Genomic DNA, 17,657 nt, shown 5'->3' with positions numbered 1-17,657 from the left:
TTCACCGTGCAAGAACGAAAAAGGGCGGCTCGCAATGAGCCGCCCTTTTTTATTCGCGGGCGCGGAGGTTTAAACCGCGCTCAGACCGATCAGACCGGTCAGACAGAAAAGCGGATCACGCCATCCTCGCCCGTCCTGCGCGTGAGCTTGCCCGCGAGCCAGAGCAGATGCAGGTGCGCGAGCGCTTCGCCCATCGCGAACGTCATCTGGTGGACGTCGAGCGCGCGCTTGAACATCAGCGGCACGATATCCGCGGCGCTTTGCGGCGCGCTCGCGCAGGCTTCCATCACTTCGGCCAGGCGCGCGTCGTGGTGCTCGCGCAGTTGGCCGATACGCGTGCGCACGCCGCGGAACGGCTTGCCGTGCGAGGGCAGCACGAGCGTGTCCTCGGCCATCGTCTCGTAACGGCCCAGCGATTCGAGGTAGAGGCCGAGCGGATTACCTTCCGGCTCCATGTCGAACACCGACACATTGGTGGAGATGCGCGGCAGCGCCATATCGCCCGAAATCAGCACGCCGATGTCCTCGCAGAGCAGCGCGCAATGCTCGGGCGAATGGCCGAAACCCGTCACGACGCGCCAGTCGCGTCCGCCGATCGATACAGTGTCGGCTTCGCGCAGGCGGCGATATTGCGGCGGCAGCGACGGCACGAGATTCGCGTAGTAGCTGCGGCGGTTGCGCAGTTGATCGAGCGCCGCTTCGTCCTTCACGCCGTGACGCGCGAAATGGCGCGCCGCACCTTCGCCACCCGCGTTCGAGCCGTTGCCCGAGGCCAGCACGCACGCGCTCATGTATTCGCCGAGGGTGGTCCACAGGCGCACGTCCCAGCGCGCCTTGTCGCCGCCCGCGCAGATCCAGTGCGCGAGGCCGATATGGTCGGGATGGCAGTGCGTGACGATCACGCGCAGCACCGGCAGGCCGTCGAGCTGGTTCTCGAACACCTGCTCCCAGTGCGCCTTGATGGTGTCGTTGGTGATGCCGCAGTCGACCACGGTCCAGCCTTGCTGGCCGTCGATCTCGTCGCGCAGCAGCCAGAGATTGATGTGGTCGAGCGCGAACGGCAGCGGCATGCGCAGCCACTTCACGCCGGGCGCGACCTCGAAGGCGTGGCCGGGTTCGGGCAGGGTGTCCTTGAAGGGGTAATCGAGCTGGTGTTCGAGCGCATTCATGGGGGTCTCAACTCCTGTCTTTTATGTGTGCGTGGCGGCGCGGCGGTTCGGCATCGTGCGCGCGCGCCGTCCGTCCCACGCCTTCCATCCACATTGTCGCCGCATTGCGGCATTTGTGCAGGAATTCCGGGAGAGTGTTCCGATACGCGGAACAATGTCCAGCGCGAGCCAGTCACGCTCGGTGGGCTCGCTCGGTGCAAGGTTGCGAAACCTGCAGGTTGACGATAACGTAAACGTCGATTCTAACGACGAACGAGCCGCCTTGCCGAACCCCACGGCCGGCGGCCAGAGGCGCCCGACCAGTCATGACCCATTACACGATTACCGAACTCGCCCGCGAATTCGACGTGACGCCGCGCGCGATCCGTTTCTACGAGGACCAGGGCCTGCTGGCGCCGAGCCGCGAAGGCGCGAGCGGCCTCAAGCGCGTATTCTCCGGCCGCGACCGCACGCGCCTGAAGCTGACCTTGCGCGGCAAGCGCCTGGGCTTCACGCTCAACGAAATCCGCGCGCTGCTCGATCTCTACGAGTCGCCGACCGACACGCTCCCGCAGCTCCAGGCCTTCCTCGACACGGTGGTGCGCCATCGCGAGATACTCGAACGTCAGCGCGCCGACCTCGACGCGACGCTCGAAGATCTCGCGCAGTACGAGGCGCAGGCGCGTGTGCTGCTCGAAAAGAACGCCGCGGCGGCGAACAAGTAAGCCGCGAGCTCCTGAGCATTGACCCCGGCGATCGACCCGAACTGAGCGCGCCATGAGACATTTTCCCAAGCTGCTCTCGTCGCAGATCGGTTACGACGTGGCGCAGACCATGCTTGAAGGCTTCGATCGCCATTACCGCAACTTCTGCGTGGCGGCGGCGCGGGCGCGCGAGTGCTTCGAGGCGCGCGACTGGCAGGGCTTGCAGCAGCTCGCGCGCGAGCGCATCGCGTCCTACGACGAGCGCGTGCGCGAATGCGTCGTGGCGATCGAGGACGAATACGACGCCGAGCATATCGACGACGATGTCTGGGAGCAGATCAAGCTGCACTACATCGGCCTGCTCACGACGCACCGGCAGCCCGAATGCGCCGAGACGTTCTTCAACTCGGTGTGCTGCAAGATCCTGCATCGCTCGTACTTCAACAACGCCTTCATCTTCGTGCGCCCGGCGATTTCGACCGAGTACATCGAGAACGACGAGCCCGCCGCCAAGCCCACGTATCGCGCGTATTACCCGCTCAAGGACGGCCTCGCCGCCACGCTCGAACGCATCGTCACGAACTTTCAGATCGACACGCCGTTCGAGGATCTGGGCCGCGACGTCGAATGCACGATGCGCGCAATGCGCGAAACCTTCGGCGACGTCGAGCCGAAAGCGAACTTCCAGATTCACGTGCTGGCCTCGCTGTTCTTTCGCAATCAGGCCGCGTATATCGTCGGGCGCATCATCAACGGCGACATGCTGGTGCCTTTCGTCGTGCCGATCCGTCATGTCGCGGATGGACGGCTCGCGCTCGACACCGCGCTGCTGCGCACCGACGACGTGCTCATCATGATGAGCTTCGCGCACTCGTATTTTCTCGTCGACATGGAAGTGCCCTCGGCCTATGTGGAGTTTCTGCGCAGCATCATGCCGCGCAAGGCGAAGGGCGAGATCTACACGTCGCTGGGCCTGCAAAAGCAGGGCAAAAACCTGTTCTATCGCGATCTGCTGCAACACCTCCGGCATTCGAGCGACCGTTTCATCGCCGCGCCCGGCATACGCGGCATGGTGATGATCGTGTTCACGCTGCCTTCGTATCCGTATGTGTTCAAGGTCATCAAGGACAGCTTTCCCGCGCCGAAGGAAACCACGCGCGAGCAGGTCGAGGCGAAGTATCAGCTTGTAAAGCGCCACGACCGCCTCGGGCGGCTCGCCGACACGCTCGAATATTCGAGCGTCGCGCTGCCGGTCGCGCGGCTGGACGAAGCGCTCGTGCGCGAGCTCGAAACGCTCGCGCCGTCGATGATCGAGTACGAGGGTGACCAGCTCGTGATCCGCCATCTGTATATCGAGCGGCGCATGGTGCCGTTGAACCTCTGGCTGCAAAACGGCAGCGACGCGGAGGTGGAGCACGGTATCCGCGAATACGGCAACGCGGTGAAGGACCTGATACGCGCGAATATCTTCCCGGGCGACATGCTCTACAAGAACTTCGGCGTGACGCGCCACGGTCGCGTGGTGTTCTACGACTACGACGAAATCGAATACCTGACCGACTGCAACGTGCGCGCGGTGCCGCCGCCGCGTCATGAGGAGGACGAACTATCGGACGAGCCGTGGTATCCGGTCGGCCCGCGCGATATTTTTCCTGAGACGTATCGCACGTTCCTGCTCGGCGACCCGCGCGTGCGCCGCTATTTCCTTCAGCATCACGCCGATTTTTTCGAGCCCGAGATCTGGCAGGACAGCAAGTCGCGCCTGCTCGCGGGCGAGGTGCCCGACTGCTTGCCGTACGACGCGAGCGCGCGGTTTTGCACGCGCTATCCGCAATTGTTCGAACGCGCACCCGAGAGCGGCGACGCCGCCGCGTGCGCGGCCTGATCGCGCATGACCGACTGACCGACATGACCGACGTATCGAGACATCCAATCAAGGAGACAGACATGAGTGAGACGCAGCAGGATCCCATCGTGATCGTGGCGGCCGCGCGCACGCCGATGGCCGGTTTTCAGGGCGATTTCGCCTCGCTCACCGCACCGCAGCTGGGCGCGGCGGCGATTGCGGCGGCGCTCGAACGCGCGGGTCTGAAGCCCGAGCAGATCGACGAAGTGGTGATGGGCTGCGTGCTGCCTGCGGGACAGGGCCAGGCGCCCGCGCGCCAGGCGTCGCTCGGCGCGGGACTGCCGCTCGCGGCGGGCGCGACCACCGTCAACAAAATGTGCGGCTCGGGCATGCGCGCGGCGATGTTCGCGCACGACATGCTGCTGGCGGGCTCGGCTGACGTGATCGTCGCGGGCGGCATGGAGAGCATGAGCAACGCGCCGTATCTGCTGCCCAAGGCGCGCGCGGGCATGCGCATGGGCCACGGCCAGGTGCTCGATCACATGTTCCTCGACGGTCTCGAAGACGCCTACGACAAAGGCCGTCTGATGGGCACCTTCGCCGAGGAATGCGCGGGCGAGCACGGCTTCTCGCGCGAGAGTCAGGACGCGTTCGCGATCGAATCGCTCAAGCGCGCCAAACGCGCGAACGAAGACGGCTCGTTCGCGTGGGAAATCGCGCCGGTGACGGTCGCGACGCGCGCGGGCGAGACGCTCGTCGAGCGCGACGAGCAGCCGTTCAAGGCCAAACCCGACAAGATCCCCACGCTCAAGCCCGCGTTCAGCAAGACCGGCACGGTGACGGCGGCGAATTCGTCGTCGATTTCGGATGGCGCGGCCGCGCTCGTGCTGATGCGCGCGTCGACCGCGAAGCGTCTCGGCGTCACGCCGCTTGCGCGCATCACGGGCCATTCGACCTTCGCGCAGGAACCGTCGAAGTTCACCACGGCGCCCGTCGGCGCGATCGCGAAGCTGTTCGAGAAGACCGGCTGGACGGCCGCCGACGTCGATCTCTACGAGATCAACGAAGCCTTCGCCGTGGTCACGATGGCCGCGATGAAGGCCCACGATCTGCCGCACGACAAGGTCAACGTGAACGGCGGCGCGTGCGCGCTCGGTCACCCGATCGGCGCGTCGGGCGCGCGCATTCTCGTCACGCTGATCGGCGCATTGCGCGCGCGCGGCAAGAAGCGCGGCGTCGCGAGCCTGTGCATCGGCGGCGGCGAGGCCACGGCAATGGGCGTCGAACTCCTGTAGGCTGACGCCTGAACGCGCGCCGCAGGGAGGCGGCGCGCGGCATCACCCGCACGCGGCGCTCCAGCAAAGGCCGCGGCACACAAGAGAAGGTGGCGAGATGAAAACAGCGTTGATCGTGGGTGCGTCGCGAGGCCTGGGTCTCGAGTTCGCGCGTCAATATGCGAAGGCCGGATGGCGCGTGCTGGCCACGGCGCGGTCCGAATCTGCGCTCGCGGATCTGCGGGCGCTCGGGGCGCAGACCTATGTGGTCGATATCGCGAACCCCGAGGACATCGCCGCGCTCGGCGGGAAGCTCGACGGCGAACGGCTCGACGTGGCGCTGATCGTGTCCGGCGTCTACGGTCCGCGCACCGAAGGCGTGGAATCGATCACCTCCGAGGACTTCGAATACGTGATGAACACCAACGTGCGCGGGCCGATGCAGCTGATTCCGATTCTGCTGCCGCTCGTCGATGCGGCGCACGGCGTGCTCGGCGTGCTGTCGAGCCGCATGGGCAGCATCGCGCAGACCACCGGCACGACGGGCTGGCTCTATCGCGCGAGCAAGGCGGCGCTCAACGACGTCCTCAAGATCACCTCGCTGCAGACGCGCCGCGCCACCTGCGTCGCGCTGCATCCGGGCTGGGTGCGCACGGACATGGGCGGCGCGCACGCGGCCATCGACGCCGCTGCGAGCGTGGCCGGCATGCGCGAGGTGGTGGCCGAGGCGGCCGCCGCGCGCGAGGTCTTCAACGGACGCTTCTTCCAGTACGACGGCACCGAACTCGACTGGTGAGCGCTGGTGAACGGCGTGCCGTTCAGGTAAAAATGCGAAAGGCCGCTTTGCTCGCGCGAAGCGGCTTTTGTTTTTTGCTCTTGTCTTTGTCCACGGATTTTCCCGATGACCGCTGATTCCCCGCGCGCCGCGCGTCCGCTCGACTGTCCTTGCGGCGGCGCCGCGCCGAACCTCAAGGCGGGCGCGAAGCCGCCGCGCTACGCGGCCTGCTGCGGCCGCTTCATCGACGGCGGCGAGTTGCCCGCCACGGCGCTCGAACTGATGCGCTCGCGCTACACGGCCTATGTGCTCGGCGACTCCGCGTATCTGCGCGCGAGCTGGGATCCGGCGACCTGTCCCGCCGATCTCGACGCCGACGCCGATGCGCCCGGCGCACCGCGCTGGCTCGGCCTTTCGGTCAAGCGCCACGAGCCGATCGACGAGACGCACGCGCGCGTCGAATTCGTCGCGCGCTACAAAAGCGGCGGACGCGCCTATCGTCTGCATGAACTGAGCCGCTTCACGCGCGGCGAGGACGGCCGCTGGCGCTATGTCGACGGCGACGTTTCCGATGCGTGACCTGCGCTGAACATCTGCCGATCGCGCCCATCGACAAGATGGCGCCATAACACCCGAAATATCGCGTTTGCAAACAGGCACTTACGTGAAAGCGGCGCGATTGTTGGCGCCGCGCGACGCGAAATTTCCCGAAATGTTTTTATTCCCTCTCCCCGCAAATCGGCCGAAATTCCCGCAGACGCCGTGCAGCAAGGGCTGCGCGCCGCTGGCATGCCTTATGCCGGGTTACTACTGAATTGCACAACAAATATTTGTCGTGCGAGGATGCAATCACGGTGTTCGTCCGCCACGTAAGCGAATGTTGAAAAAGCACTTTTTCGACGCATCGCAGTGGCATCCCGGGCGAGCGCTGGCGGCGGGTCTGGTCGATGACAGAACGGTGCCGCACAGGTTTTCCGATCGGTTTTCTTCCCCGCGATGGGTCACAAACGCGCTTTGGCTCCGGCCACGCGCAGCGGTGTCCTGTTGTGTCCCGCGAAAGCGGGCAGGTCGCGGGTGAGTCGCTCGGGTAGTCAGATTGACAGCGGGAATTTCGCGGGCAGGTGCAGCAGATGGCGTTCAGGAAGCTTCTTACCGGATGGGCAGTGACCGGCACGGCGTGCGTGCTGTCGGTCGCGCTGTCGAACGCTCACGCCGCCTCGCTGGCCGATGCGGCATCGGTGCCGAACAACACGCCCGCGCTTTCCGCTTCGCCTTCTTCCACGTCCACGTCCGGTCAGCATGCGAATGCGGGCGGCCCGCTCGGCAACGCCAAAGTGGCGCGCCTCGCGCTCGACGACGCGTATCTCCCCGTCGTCCACGCCGACATGAACGCGCAGATCATCCAGATCCCCGTCGACGGCGAACCTGGCGTGACGCTCGAAACCACCGTCTATCGCCCGGAAGGCTCCGGCCCGTTCCCGATGGTGGTGTTCAACCACGGCAAGATTCAAGGCGATCCGCGTTTGCAGGCGCGCAGCGACCCGATGTCGTTCGCGCGCGAATTCGTGCGCCGCGGCTACGTGGTCGTCGCGCCGAACCGCCGCGGCTTCGCCGGTTCGGGCGGCACCTACGAACAGGACGGCTGCGACGTCGCGAGCAACGGCATGGGCCAGGCGTCGGACGTCGCCACGGCGGTCGATTACATGTCGAAGCAGCCGTTCGTCGACGCGAACCACATCGTGGTCGCCGGCACCTCGCACGGCGGCCTGGCCACGATGGCCTACGGCACTGAAGCCGCGAAGGGCGTGCGCGCGCTCATCAACTTCTCGGGCGGTCTGCGCCAGGATGCGTGCACCGGCTGGCAGGGCAACCTGACCCAGGCGTTCGGCGACTACGGCGGCAAGGCCCGCGTGGCCTCGCTCTGGCTCTACGGCGACAACGACTCCGTGTGGTCGCCCGATCTCGTCACGAAGATGTTCGCGGCTTTCCGCACCGCGCAGGCGGGCGGGAACGGCAGCGTGGCGAGCGCGAAACTGATCGACTTCGGCGCATACAAGAACGACGCGCACCGCCTCGTCGGCGACCGCGACGGCGTGCAGGTCTGGTGGCCGAAGGTCGAATCCTTCCTCGCCGAGCAGGGCATGCCCACGTCCGTGCAGTACCGTGTGGCCACGGCGTCCGCGCCGCAGGCGACCGGCTATGCGTCGATCGACGCGGTGGGCGCGGTGCCGTTCCTCGACCAGGCGGGCCGCGACGGCTATCGCAATTTCCTCAAGCAGTATCCGAGCCGCGCGTTCGCGGTGTCCGATTCGGGCGCGTGGTCGTGGGCCGAAGGCGGCGACAATCCGATGGCCGTCGCCGTCGCGAACTGCCAGCAGCACAGCAGCGATCCGTGCCGCCTCTACGCGGTCAACGGCAACGTGGTGTGGGCGAACGACACCGCCACCACGGCGCAGAACGACAGCAATGGCGACGCGCATGCCGTCGCCGACGCCGCCGAGCCGTCGCACGCGCTCGCGAGCCGCTGAGCCACGCGCTCAGGCGTTTCCCCCATTTTTGCAGTGTGTTCGGATCGGGCGGCCCGCGAGGCTGCCCGTTTTTTTGCCGGTCTTTTCTGATCTCGCCCTAAAAAATACCGCTTCCGCATGGCCGACGCGCGCGCTCGCGCTCACGCGCCCCCGGATTTTTTTGCATAAGCGCGCATGACTTTGCCGTCGTCATCTACGGTCATTTCCGGGCTTTTAAAACGAACCCGCCGCAGATGTCGCGAACCGCGCCGTACCCCGGTCGAAGCCATGCTGGGCGGGGTTTTGAGGGGTAGTGCATTGCGCGGGCGAACGCGCTAATCTCGGTCCCGCTGTCGTACCTGGAGCCGTACTTGAATTCCGCAAACCCCTCATCCCAAGGCACTGCCAACGATGAATGGATCGCGCGCAGCCTGCGCGCCGTCTGGCATCCGTGCACCCAGATGAAGCATCACGAGCGCCTGCCGCTCGTCGCCGTCTCGCGTGGCGAAGGCCCGTGGCTCTACGACCACGAAGGGCGCCGCTATCTCGACGCCATCAGTTCGTGGTGGGTCAACCTGTTCGGTCACGCCAACGCGGACATCAACGCCGCGCTCAAGGCGCAGCTCGATACGCTCGAGCACGTGATGCTCGCGGGCTGCACGCACGAACCGGCGGTCGAACTCGCCGAGCGCCTGAGCGCGCTCACGGGCGGCACGCTCGGGCATGCGTTCTTCGCTTCCGATGGCGCGTCGGCGGTCGAGATCGCGTTGAAGATGAGCTTTCACGCGTGGCGCAACCGGGGCGCGATCGACAAGCGCGAATTCGTCTGCCTCGCCAACAGCTATCACGGCGAGACCATCGGCGCGCTCGGCGTGACCGATGTGAAACTTTTCAGGGATGCTTACGATCCGCTGCTGACGCACGCCCACGTGGTGGCGTCGCCGGACGCGCGCACGGCGCAGGAAGGCGAGAGCGCCGCCGATGTCGCGCGCCGCGCGCTCGCCGACGTCGAGCGCCTGTTCGCCGAACGCGAAGGCCGTATCGCCGCGCTGATCGTCGAGCCGCTCGTGCAGTGCGCCGCCGGCATGGCGATGCACGATCCGCTCTATCTGCAAGGCTTGCGCGCGCTTTGCGACCGCTATGAAGTGCATCTGATCGCCGACGAAATCGCCGTCGGCTGCGGCCGAACCGGCACCTTCTTCGCGTGCGAGCAAGCGGGCATCTGGCCCGATCTGCTGACGCTCTCGAAGGGCATCAGCGGCGGTTATCTGCCGCTCTCGATCGTGCTCTCGCGCGACGAGATCTACGCCGCCTTCTACGACGACGACACCACGCGCGGCTTCCTGCATTCGCATTCGTACACGGGCAATCCGCTCGCGTGCCGCGCCGCGCTCGCGACGCTCGACCTGTTCGAGCGCGATCACGTGCTGGCGACGAACGCGCAAAAGTCGCAGCAACTGCGCGAAGCGTTCGCGCCGCTCGAAGCGCATCCGCTCGTGCGCGATCTGCGCCAGTGCGGCACGATCCTCGCGTTCGACGTGAAGCTCGACGATCCCGCGCGCGCGCGCACGTTCTCGCGCCGCTTCTTCGAGCACGCATTGCAGCGCGAACTGCTGCTGCGCCCGATCGGCACGACGGTCTACGTGATGCCGCCGTACATTCTCGACTCGCAGACGCAGGCGCATCTCGCCGAACGCACGCGCGAAACTTTCGACGCGACCGTCGCGGAGGACCTGTAATGCCGCTTCTCGACACGCTCGAACAAGGCCTGCGCGAACTCGACGCGCGCGGCCTGCGCCGCCGCCGCCGCACCATCGACACGCCGTGCGACGCGCACATGACGGTCGACGGCCGCGAGACCATCGGCTTCGCGAGCAACGACTATCTGGGCCTCGCCGCGCATCCGCAGCTCGTTGCCGCGCTGGCCGAAGGCGCGCAGCGCTACGGCGCGGGCAGCGGCGGCTCGCATCTGCTCGGCGGCCACTCGCGCGCGCACGCGCAACTCGAAGACGATCTCGCCGCGTTCGTGGGCGGTTTCGTCGACGCGCCGCGCGCGCTGTACTTCAGCACCGGCTACATGGCGAATCTCGGCGTGCTGACCGCGCTCGCGGGCCGCGGCACGACGATCTTTTCCGATGCGCTGAACCACGCCTCGCTGATCGACGGCGCGCGTCTCTCGCGCGCCGACATCCAGATCTATCCGCATAACGACACCGACGCGCTGAGCGCGATGCTCGACGCCTCCGACGCGAACGTGAAGCTGATCGTCAGCGACACCGTGTTCAGCATGGACGGCGACGTCGCGCCGCTCGCGCGCCTCGTCGAACTCGCGGAACGGCACGATGCCTGGCTCGTGGTCGACGACGCGCACGGTTTCGGCGTGCTCGGGCCGCAAGGCCGCGGCGCGATCGCCGAAGCCGCGCTGCGCTCGCCGCAGCTCGTGATGGTCGGCACGCTCGGCAAGGCCGCGGGCGTCTCGGGCGCGTTCGTCTGCGCGCACGCGACCGTGATCGAGTGGCTCGTGCAGCGCGCGCGTCCGTATATCTTCACGACGGCGTCGTCGCCGTCGGTCGCGCATGCGGTGTCCGCGAGCCTGCGCATCATCGGCGGGGAAGAGGGCGACGCCCGCCGCGCGCATCTGAATCATCTGATCGGGCGCACGCGCGCGATGCTCAAGCAAACCTGCTGGCTGCCCGTCGATTCGATGACGGCTGTGCAGCCGCTCGTGATCGGCGCCAACGACGCCACGCTCGCGCTGCAAGCCGAACTCGAACGCGACGGCCTCTGGGTCCCCGCGATCCGTCCGCCGACCGTGCCCGAGGGCACGTCGCGCCTGCGCATTTCGCTGTCCGCCGCGCATTCGGACGCCGATCTCGATCGTCTGAACAGGTCGCTGCAACAGGCGAACCGCGCGGCCCAGGAGAAAAACGCATGAGCGCATCGACACTTTCGCTATTCGTCACCGGCACCGACACCGAAATCGGCAAGACCTTCGTGAGCGCCGCGATCCTGCGCGGGCTCACGCACGCGGGCCTGCGCGCCACGGCGCTCAAACCGATCGCGGCGGGCGCTTATGAGCGCGACGGCGTCTGGCACAACGAAGACGCCGATCAGCTCGACGCCGCCGCGAGCGTGCTGCTGCCGCCCGAAATCCGCACGCCCTTCCTGCTCAAGGAACCGGCCGCGCCGCATATCGCCGCCGCGCTCGAAGGCGTGACGCTCGATATGGCGCGCATCGTCGAGAGCCATCGCGAGGCGTGCACGCGCGCCGACGCGGTCGTGGTCGAAGGCGTGGGCGGCTTTCGCGTGCCGCTCACCGACGAGCAGGACACCGCCGATCTCGCGCTCGCGCTGAATCTGCCGGTGGTGCTCGTGGTCGGCATGCGGCTCGGCTGCATCAGCCACGCGCTGCTGACCGCCGAGGCCGTGGCCGCGCGCGGGCTCAAGCTCGCGGGCTGGGTCGCCAACCGCATCGACCCGAACATGACGTTCCCTGAAGAAAACATCGACGCATTGCGCACGCGACTCGCCGCCCAGTTCGGCGCGCCGCTGCTGGGCGTCGTGCCGCACATGCGCGGCGCGAGCGCCGACGATGCCGCCGAACACCTGAACATCGACACGCTGCTCGCACGGCTCGCCGCGCTGGCGCCGCAATCCGCACAATCGGCGCACTAAGCGCGTGTCCCGCAACAACAGTCAAACGTCACCAAGGACGCCGACACCATGACGCAAACCCACATCGACATCACCTCGCTCAAGGCCACCGCGCCGAGCGCCCACGCCGCCGCCGAAGCCGCCGCGCGCTGGAAGGTCGCGGACGTCGCCGCGCTTTACGAACTGCCGTTCAACGACCTGATGTTCCGCGCGCAGCAAGTGCATCGCGAGCATTTCGACGCGAACGCCGTGCAGCTTTCCACGCTGCTGTCGATCAAGACCGGCGGCTGCGAGGAAGATTGCGCGTACTGCCCGCAGTCGTCGCATTACGAAACCGAACTCGAAGCCGGCAAACTGATGGCCGTCGACGCGGTGCTCGACGCCGCGCGCGTGGCCAAGTCGAACGGCGCGACGCGCTTCTGCATGGGCGCGGCGTGGCGCAATCCGAAGGACCGCCATCTTGAGCCGATCAAGGACATGATCCGCGGCGTGAAGGCGATGGGTCTCGAAACCTGCGTGACGCTCGGCATGCTCGAAGATCACCAGGCGAAGGCGCTCGCCGATGCGGGCCTCGACTACTACAACCACAACCTCGACACCTCGCCGGAGTACTACGGCAAGATCATCTCGACGCGTACCTACGAGGACCGTCTGGAGACGCTCGAACGCGTGCGCGACGCGGGCATCAACGTGTGCTGCGGCGGCATCGTCGGCATGGGCGAGTCGCGCCGCGAACGCGCGGGCCTGATCGCGCAGCTCGCGAACATGGAACCGTATCCGGAGTCGGTGCCCATCAACAATCTGGTGCAGGTGACGGGCACGCCGCTCGAAGGCACCGAGCCGATCGATCCGTTCGAATTCGTGCGCACGATCGCGATCGCGCGCATCACGATGCCGACGGCGATGGTGCGTCTCTCGGCGGGCCGCGAGCAGATGGACGACGCGCTCCAGGCGCTGTGCTTCATGGCCGGCGCGAACTCGATTTTCTACGGCGACCAACTGCTGACGACGAGCAATCCGCAAGCGGAAGCCGACCGCAAGCTGCTCTCGCGTCTGGGCATCACGGCGCAGGCCGCGCAGCATCTGCCCGCCGACGATCATGGTCACGCGCATGGTCATGATCATTCGCACGGCGGCTGCGGCCATTGCGAATAAGCCTGTTTTGAAGGGCTAAAAACACAAACGCCACGCTGAGGCAATCAGCGTGGCGTTTTTTATTGGGCGCTTGAAATGGCTAGTGCGTGCGCGTCAGGCATACGCCGCGCGTCGGCGACCCGCGAGCACGAGATAGCACAGCGCGCCGACGACCAGCGCGGGCAGCGTCGCGCCCAGATTCGGCAGCCACTGATTGAGCGCGTGATAGGCGCCGATGCCGAGCGCCCACGCGATGAACGCGCTCACGTGCCAGCCGCCCGAATAACCGTAAGCGCCGCTGAGATCGGCGAGCGCGGCGGCGTCGATGCGGCGGCGGCGCACGATGAAGTGATCGGCCAGCACCACGCCGAACAGCGGCGCGAACACCGAGCCGATGAACAGCAGGAAGTTTTCGTACTTCGCCATCGGCACCACGAGGCCGATCAGCGTGCAGATCGCGCCGAACGCCGCCGACAGCCAGGGCACGCTGCCGCGCGTCCAGAACGTGCCGGTCGAGACGGCCGCCGAGTGGATATCGGCGAAGGCGTTGTCGATTTCGTCGATCAGCACCAGCAGCAGCGCGAGACCGCCGCCCGCCTGCGCGAGCGCCGTGGTCAGCAGCGCGTCGCCGCCGCCCGCCGCGAGGCCGTAGATCGCGCCGAGCGCGTAGAACCAGAGGTTCGCGATGCCATAGCCGAACAGCGTGCCGCGGAAGGTTTCGCCCGCCTTGCGGCCGAAGCGCGTGTAGTCGGCGATCAGCGGCAGCCACGAAAGCGGCATCGCCACCACGAGGTCGATCGCGCTGCCGAACGGCATGTCGCCGGTGCCGGGACGCTGCATCAGCGCGTGAATGTCGTGGCGCGCGAGCAGGCTCCACGTGAGCCACGCCGCGCCTGCGAGCAGCAGCCAGATGCCCCAGCTGCGCAGGAAGCGGCGCACGAACGAGAGCGGGCCGCTGATCGCGAGCAGCGTCGCCAGCAAGCCGAAGATCACGGTCCAGACCAGCGGCATCGAGAGGCCGAAGGCCTGCTTGGCGAGCGCGTCGGCGGAATCGCGCATCACGATGATCTCGAACGAGCCCCAGCCCACGAGCTGCACCATGTTGATGACGGCCGGAATCGACGCGCCGCGAATCCCGAGCGTCGGGCGCAGCGAGGACATGGCCGCGAGGCCGGTGTCGGTGCCGATCACGCCCGCGAGCGCGAGCAGGACGACGCCGATCACGCTGCCGATGCCGATGGCGAGCAGCGCGTGCGGCAGCGAGAGGCCGGGCACGAGCAGGGCGCCCGCCTGCGCGACCAGCAGGCCGATGCCGAGCGAGAACCACAGCGCGAAGGCGTCGCCGGTACGGAACTGGCGGCGCGCGTCGGGCACGGGCACGTTGGGTGCGTAGGTCGAGCCGGCGTCGGCGCCGGCTTGCGAGTCTTGAGTCATGGGAAAGCGTGTCCTCTGTGTCGTATGTTGTCTTTGCTGGCCGGCGGGCGGCGCGTGCTGGCTTCTCAACGCGCGGCGCCGTGCGGCGGCTGACGCGTCGTGCGCGCAAACCGGCGAATCCGCCGCGGTGTCTGTCTCGTGCTTCGCCTTGTCCGATGCGGACCGGCGGCCGTGCGCCCGGCCCGGCCGGGTCTCGCGCGTCGGCGCTGGCTGTCATAATGCAGGGCTGGCGCGGCGGCGCGGATTCAGGGCGCGATCAAACTGCAGACCGCGCCGCGCTATCCGCCGCGTCACTTAGCCGACATTATCGCGAAAACGTCATGTTTGAAGAAACCCGTGCCAACGTCCCCCTCGCCGAACGGCTGCGTCCGCGCACCATCGACGAGGTCATCGGCCAGAAGCATCTGCTCGGACCCAACAAGCCGCTGCGCGTGGCGTTCGAGTCGGGCGAGGCGCATTCGATGATCCTCTGGGGGCCGCCCGGCGTCGGCAAGACCACGCTCGCGCGGCTCATGGCCGACGCGTTCCATGCCGAATTCATCGCGCTTTCGGCGGTGCTCTCGGGCGTGAAGGACATCCGCGAGGCCGTCGAACAGGCGCAACTGCACCGCGCGCACGGCCACCAGACGCTGGTGTTCGTCGACGAGGTCCATCGCTTCAACAAGAGCCAGCAGGACGCCTTCCTGCCGCACGTGGAATCGGGCCTGTTCGTGTTCGTCGGCGCGACCACGGAGAATCCGTCGTTCGAGGTGAACAGCGCCTTGCTCTCGCGCGCGGCCGTCTACGTGCTCAAGAGCCTCGACGAAGAGGAGCAGGGCGAGTTGCTCGCGCGCGCCGCCGCCGAATTGGGCGGCCTCACGTTCACCGACGAAGCGAAAGCCGCGCTGATCGGTTCCGCCGACGGCGACGGCCGCAAGCTGCTCAACAATCTGGAGATCGTCGCGCGCGCGGCGGCCCAACAGAAGAAGGGCGAAATCGACGGCGAACTGCTCGGCAGCGCGCTCGCCGAAAACCTGCGCCGCTTCGACAAGGGCGGCGACGCGTTCTACGACCAGATCAGCGCGCTGCACAAGTCGGTGCGCGGCAGCAACCCGGACGGCGCGCTCTACTGGTTCTGCCGCATGCTCGACGGCGGCGCCGATCCGCGCTATCTGGCGCGCCGCATCGTGCGCATGGCGTGGGAGGACATCGGCCTCGCCGATCCGCGCGCCGCGCGCATGACGCTCGACGCCGCCGAAACCTACGAGCGCCTCGGCTCGCCCGAGGGCGAACTGGCGCTCGCGCAGGCCGTCATTTATCTGGCGGTCGCGCCGAAGTCGAATGCGGGCTACAACGCCTACAACGAGGCGCGCCGCTTCGTCGGCAAGGATCAGTCGCGCCCGGTGCCCGTGCATCTGCGCAACGCGCCGACCAAGCTGATGAAGGAACTCGGCTACGGCCACGAATACCGCTACGCGCACGACGAGCCCGACGCCTACGCGGCCGGCGAAACCTATCTGCCGGACGGCATGCGCGAACCGCGCTGGTATCAGCCGACGCCGCGCGGGCTCGAAGGCAAGATCGGCGACAAGCTCGCGCGCCTCGCCGACCTCGACGCGCAATGGCGCGAGGAGCATCGCGACGAAATCCGCGAGCGCAAGCGCAAGGGCTGAGGCCCCGGCCAAAGTCCAGGCAAAACGGCGCGCGCGCCACAGCTGCACCGTGCCGCGCGGATTGCCCGCGCCGGTGCGCTAAAATCGCCACTTCATACAACGAAACTGCGTCTCACAATCCCATGCTCGACATCCAGCTGCTGCGCAAAGACCTCGACGGCGTCGCGAAGCGCCTCGCCGACCGCGGCTACACCCTCGACGTCGCGGCCTTTTCCGCGCTCGAAGCGGAACGCCGTGCCATCCAGACCCGTACCGAAGAACTGCAGGCGCGCCGCAACAGCCTGTCGAAGCAGATCGGCGCGATGAAGGGCCGCGGCGAGGACACCTCGGCCGTGATGGCCGAAGTGGGCGGCATCGGCGACGAGATGAAGGCGTCGCAGGTCAAGCTCGACGAGATCCAGTCGAAGCTCTCCGATCTGCTGCTCGGCGTGCCGAACCTGCCGCACGACAGCGTGCCCGTGGGCCGCGACGAAAGCGGCAACGTGGAAGTGCGCCGTTGGGGCGCGCCGCGTGCCTTCGACTTCGAGGTGAAGGATCACGTCGACGTCGGCACGCCGCTCGGTCTCGACTTCGAAACGGGCGCGAAGCTTTCGGGCGCGCGCTTCACGATGCTGCGCGGCCAGATTGCGCGTCTGCACCGCGCGCTCGCGCAGTTCATGATCGACACGCACACGACGCAGCACGGCTACACGGAAACCTACACGCCCTATATCGTCAACCCCGAAATCCTGTACGGCACGGGGCAGCTTCCGAAGTTCGCGGACGACATGTTCCGCGTGGAGAAGGGCGGCGCGGAAAACACCGTCACGCAATATCTGATCTCGACGTCGGAAATTTCGCTCACGAATACCGTGCGCGAGAGCATCGTCGAAGGCAGCGCGCTGCCGATCAAGCTGACCGCGCATTCGCCGTGCTTCCGCTCGGAAGCGGGCTCGTATGGCCGCGACACGCGCGGCATGATCCGTCAACATCAGTTCGACAAGGTCGAAATGGTCCAGATCGTCGCGCCGGAAACGTCGTACGACGCGCTGGAGCAGATGGTCGTGCACGCGGAAACCATTCTGCAGAAGCTCGGCCTGCCGTATCGCGTGATCACGCTGTGCACGGGCGACATGGGTTTCTCGGCGACCAAGACGTACGACCTCGAAGTCTGGCTGCCGGCGCAAAACACGTATCGCGAAATTTCCAGCTGCTCGAACACCGAAGCGTTCCAGGCGCGCCGCATGCAGGCGCGCTACCGCAACGCGCAGGGCAAGCCGGAACTCGTGCACACGCTCAACGGTTCGGGCCTCGCGGTCGGCCGCACGCTGGTCGCGGTGCTGGAGAACTATCAGGAAGCCGACGGCTCGGTCACCGTGCCGGAAGCGCTGCGTCCGTATATGGGCGGCGTTTCGCGTCTGTCGCTGGACGTTTGATTGCGCTTGATCGGAACATGAACGGGGTCCTGCAGCGCCCTCGAAACTTTTTTCGTAAAAGGGCTTGCAGGATTCAAAATATGTTCTATAATCTTCGCTTCTCTGGTCGCCGAC

The 17,657-nt window shown here is 66.8% G+C and carries 14 protein-coding genes; 12 read left to right on the top strand and 2 right to left on the bottom strand.

The features are described from left to right. Positions 1-98: 98 nt before the first annotated feature. Positions 99-1,169: an MBL fold metallo-hydrolase gene (locus tag LDO54_RS00285; protein WP_224004356.1), complete on the bottom strand. Its 1,071-nt coding sequence runs from the start codon at positions 1,167-1,169 to the stop codon at positions 99-101. 305 nt (positions 1,170-1,474) lie between these two features. Between LDO54_RS00285 and LDO54_RS00280 the strand changes: the two genes are divergently transcribed. The 10 genes from LDO54_RS00280 (at position 1,475) to bioB (ending at position 13,063) form a co-directional block, all read left to right on the top strand. Then, complete coding sequence (locus LDO54_RS00280) at positions 1,475-1,873, top strand: MerR family transcriptional regulator (RefSeq protein WP_224004353.1); 399 nt, start codon at positions 1,475-1,477, stop codon at positions 1,871-1,873. A gap of 52 nt (positions 1,874-1,925) precedes the next feature. Then, positions 1,926-3,737 carry a bifunctional isocitrate dehydrogenase kinase/phosphatase gene (gene aceK / locus LDO54_RS00275; protein WP_224004350.1) on the top strand — a complete coding sequence of 604 codons (1,812 nt, stop codon included), beginning with the start codon at positions 1,926-1,928 and terminating at the stop codon, positions 3,735-3,737. 62 nt (positions 3,738-3,799) lie between these two features. Next, on the top strand, positions 3,800-4,993 hold the full coding sequence (locus tag LDO54_RS00270; RefSeq protein ID WP_224004347.1) for an acetyl-CoA C-acetyltransferase: 1,194 nt from the start codon (positions 3,800-3,802) through the stop codon (positions 4,991-4,993). Between the two features lie 97 nt (positions 4,994-5,090). Beyond that, positions 5,091-5,768, top strand: a complete 678-nt coding sequence (locus tag LDO54_RS00265; protein ID WP_224004344.1) for an SDR family oxidoreductase — start codon at positions 5,091-5,093, stop codon at positions 5,766-5,768. A gap of 105 nt (positions 5,769-5,873) precedes the next feature. After that, a complete protein-coding gene (locus tag LDO54_RS00260; RefSeq protein ID WP_224004341.1) occupies positions 5,874-6,326 on the top strand; it encodes a YchJ family protein in 453 nt (150 codons plus the stop codon). Between the two features lie 551 nt (positions 6,327-6,877). Next, positions 6,878-8,275: a dienelactone hydrolase family protein gene (locus tag LDO54_RS00255; RefSeq protein ID WP_224004338.1), complete on the top strand. Its 1,398-nt coding sequence runs from the start codon at positions 6,878-6,880 to the stop codon at positions 8,273-8,275. A gap of 350 nt (positions 8,276-8,625) precedes the next feature. Next, on the top strand, positions 8,626-9,993 hold the full coding sequence (gene bioA / locus LDO54_RS00250; RefSeq protein WP_224004335.1) for an adenosylmethionine--8-amino-7-oxononanoate transaminase: 1,368 nt from the start codon (positions 8,626-8,628) through the stop codon (positions 9,991-9,993). Beyond that, positions 9,993-11,189: an 8-amino-7-oxononanoate synthase gene (gene bioF / locus LDO54_RS00245; protein WP_224004332.1), complete on the top strand. Its 1,197-nt coding sequence runs from the start codon at positions 9,993-9,995 to the stop codon at positions 11,187-11,189. Before bioA ends, bioF begins: the two co-directional genes overlap by 1 nt. Continuing rightward, positions 11,186-11,929 (top strand): dethiobiotin synthase, encoded by a 744-nt coding sequence (gene bioD, locus LDO54_RS00240; RefSeq protein WP_224004329.1) that lies wholly within the window; start codon positions 11,186-11,188, stop codon positions 11,927-11,929. Before bioF ends, bioD begins: the two co-directional genes overlap by 4 nt. Before the next feature lie 48 nt (positions 11,930-11,977). Next, on the top strand, positions 11,978-13,063 hold the full coding sequence (gene bioB / locus LDO54_RS00235; protein WP_176080785.1) for a biotin synthase BioB: 1,086 nt from the start codon (positions 11,978-11,980) through the stop codon (positions 13,061-13,063). Between the two features lie 93 nt (positions 13,064-13,156). On the opposite strand, the gene cytX is transcribed toward bioB, so the two are convergent. Then, positions 13,157-14,476 carry a putative hydroxymethylpyrimidine transporter CytX gene (cytX, locus tag LDO54_RS00230; RefSeq protein WP_224004326.1) on the bottom strand — a complete coding sequence of 440 codons (1,320 nt, stop codon included), beginning with the start codon at positions 14,474-14,476 and terminating at the stop codon, positions 13,157-13,159. Between the two features lie 320 nt (positions 14,477-14,796). Here cytX and LDO54_RS00225 point away from each other — a divergent pair, with 320 nt between their 5' ends. Both LDO54_RS00225 and serS read left to right on the top strand, forming a co-directional pair. Continuing rightward, positions 14,797-16,128, top strand: a complete 1,332-nt coding sequence (locus tag LDO54_RS00225; protein WP_224004323.1) for a replication-associated recombination protein A — start codon at positions 14,797-14,799, stop codon at positions 16,126-16,128. Positions 16,129-16,250: 122 nt separating this feature from the next. Then, a complete protein-coding gene (gene serS / locus LDO54_RS00220; protein ID WP_224004321.1) occupies positions 16,251-17,543 on the top strand; it encodes a serine--tRNA ligase in 1,293 nt (430 codons plus the stop codon). The last annotated feature ends 114 nt before the right edge of the window (positions 17,544-17,657 follow it).

It is taken from the genome of Paraburkholderia tropica (assembly GCF_914484835.1).
GTDB lineage: Bacteria > Pseudomonadota > Gammaproteobacteria > Burkholderiales > Burkholderiaceae > Paraburkholderia > Paraburkholderia tropica_A.
The sequence above is the reverse complement of the archived record's forward strand: the minus strand, read 5'-3'. Positions and strand labels throughout refer to the sequence as shown.

Excerpts from the sequence above, each read along its gene's own strand:
- LDO54_RS00265 (WP_224004344.1), top strand. The coding sequence starts at position 5,091 with ATGAAAACAGCGTTGATCGTGGGTGCGTCGCGAGGCCTGGGTCTCGAG.
- bioB (WP_176080785.1), top strand. The coding sequence starts at position 11,978 with ATGACGCAAACCCACATCGACATCACCTCGCTCAAGGCCACCGCGCCG.
- LDO54_RS00270 (WP_224004347.1), top strand. The coding sequence starts at position 3,800 with ATGAGTGAGACGCAGCAGGATCCCATCGTGATCGTGGCGGCCGCGCGC.
- LDO54_RS00280 (WP_224004353.1), top strand. The coding sequence starts at position 1,475 with ATGACCCATTACACGATTACCGAACTCGCCCGCGAATTCGACGTGACG.
- cytX (WP_224004326.1), bottom strand. The coding sequence starts at position 14,476 with ATGACTCAAGACTCGCAAGCCGGCGCCGACGCCGGCTCGACCTACGCA.
- bioD (WP_224004329.1), top strand. The coding sequence starts at position 11,186 with ATGAGCGCATCGACACTTTCGCTATTCGTCACCGGCACCGACACCGAA.
- bioF (WP_224004332.1), top strand. The coding sequence starts at position 9,993 with ATGCCGCTTCTCGACACGCTCGAACAAGGCCTGCGCGAACTCGACGCG.
- aceK (WP_224004350.1), top strand. The coding sequence starts at position 1,926 with ATGAGACATTTTCCCAAGCTGCTCTCGTCGCAGATCGGTTACGACGTG.
- LDO54_RS00285 (WP_224004356.1), bottom strand. The coding sequence starts at position 1,169 with ATGAATGCGCTCGAACACCAGCTCGATTACCCCTTCAAGGACACCCTG.
- serS (WP_224004321.1), top strand. The coding sequence starts at position 16,251 with ATGCTCGACATCCAGCTGCTGCGCAAAGACCTCGACGGCGTCGCGAAG.
- LDO54_RS00260 (WP_224004341.1), top strand. The coding sequence starts at position 5,874 with ATGACCGCTGATTCCCCGCGCGCCGCGCGTCCGCTCGACTGTCCTTGC.
- LDO54_RS00225 (WP_224004323.1), top strand. The coding sequence starts at position 14,797 with ATGTTTGAAGAAACCCGTGCCAACGTCCCCCTCGCCGAACGGCTGCGT.
- LDO54_RS00255 (WP_224004338.1), top strand. The coding sequence starts at position 6,878 with ATGGCGTTCAGGAAGCTTCTTACCGGATGGGCAGTGACCGGCACGGCG.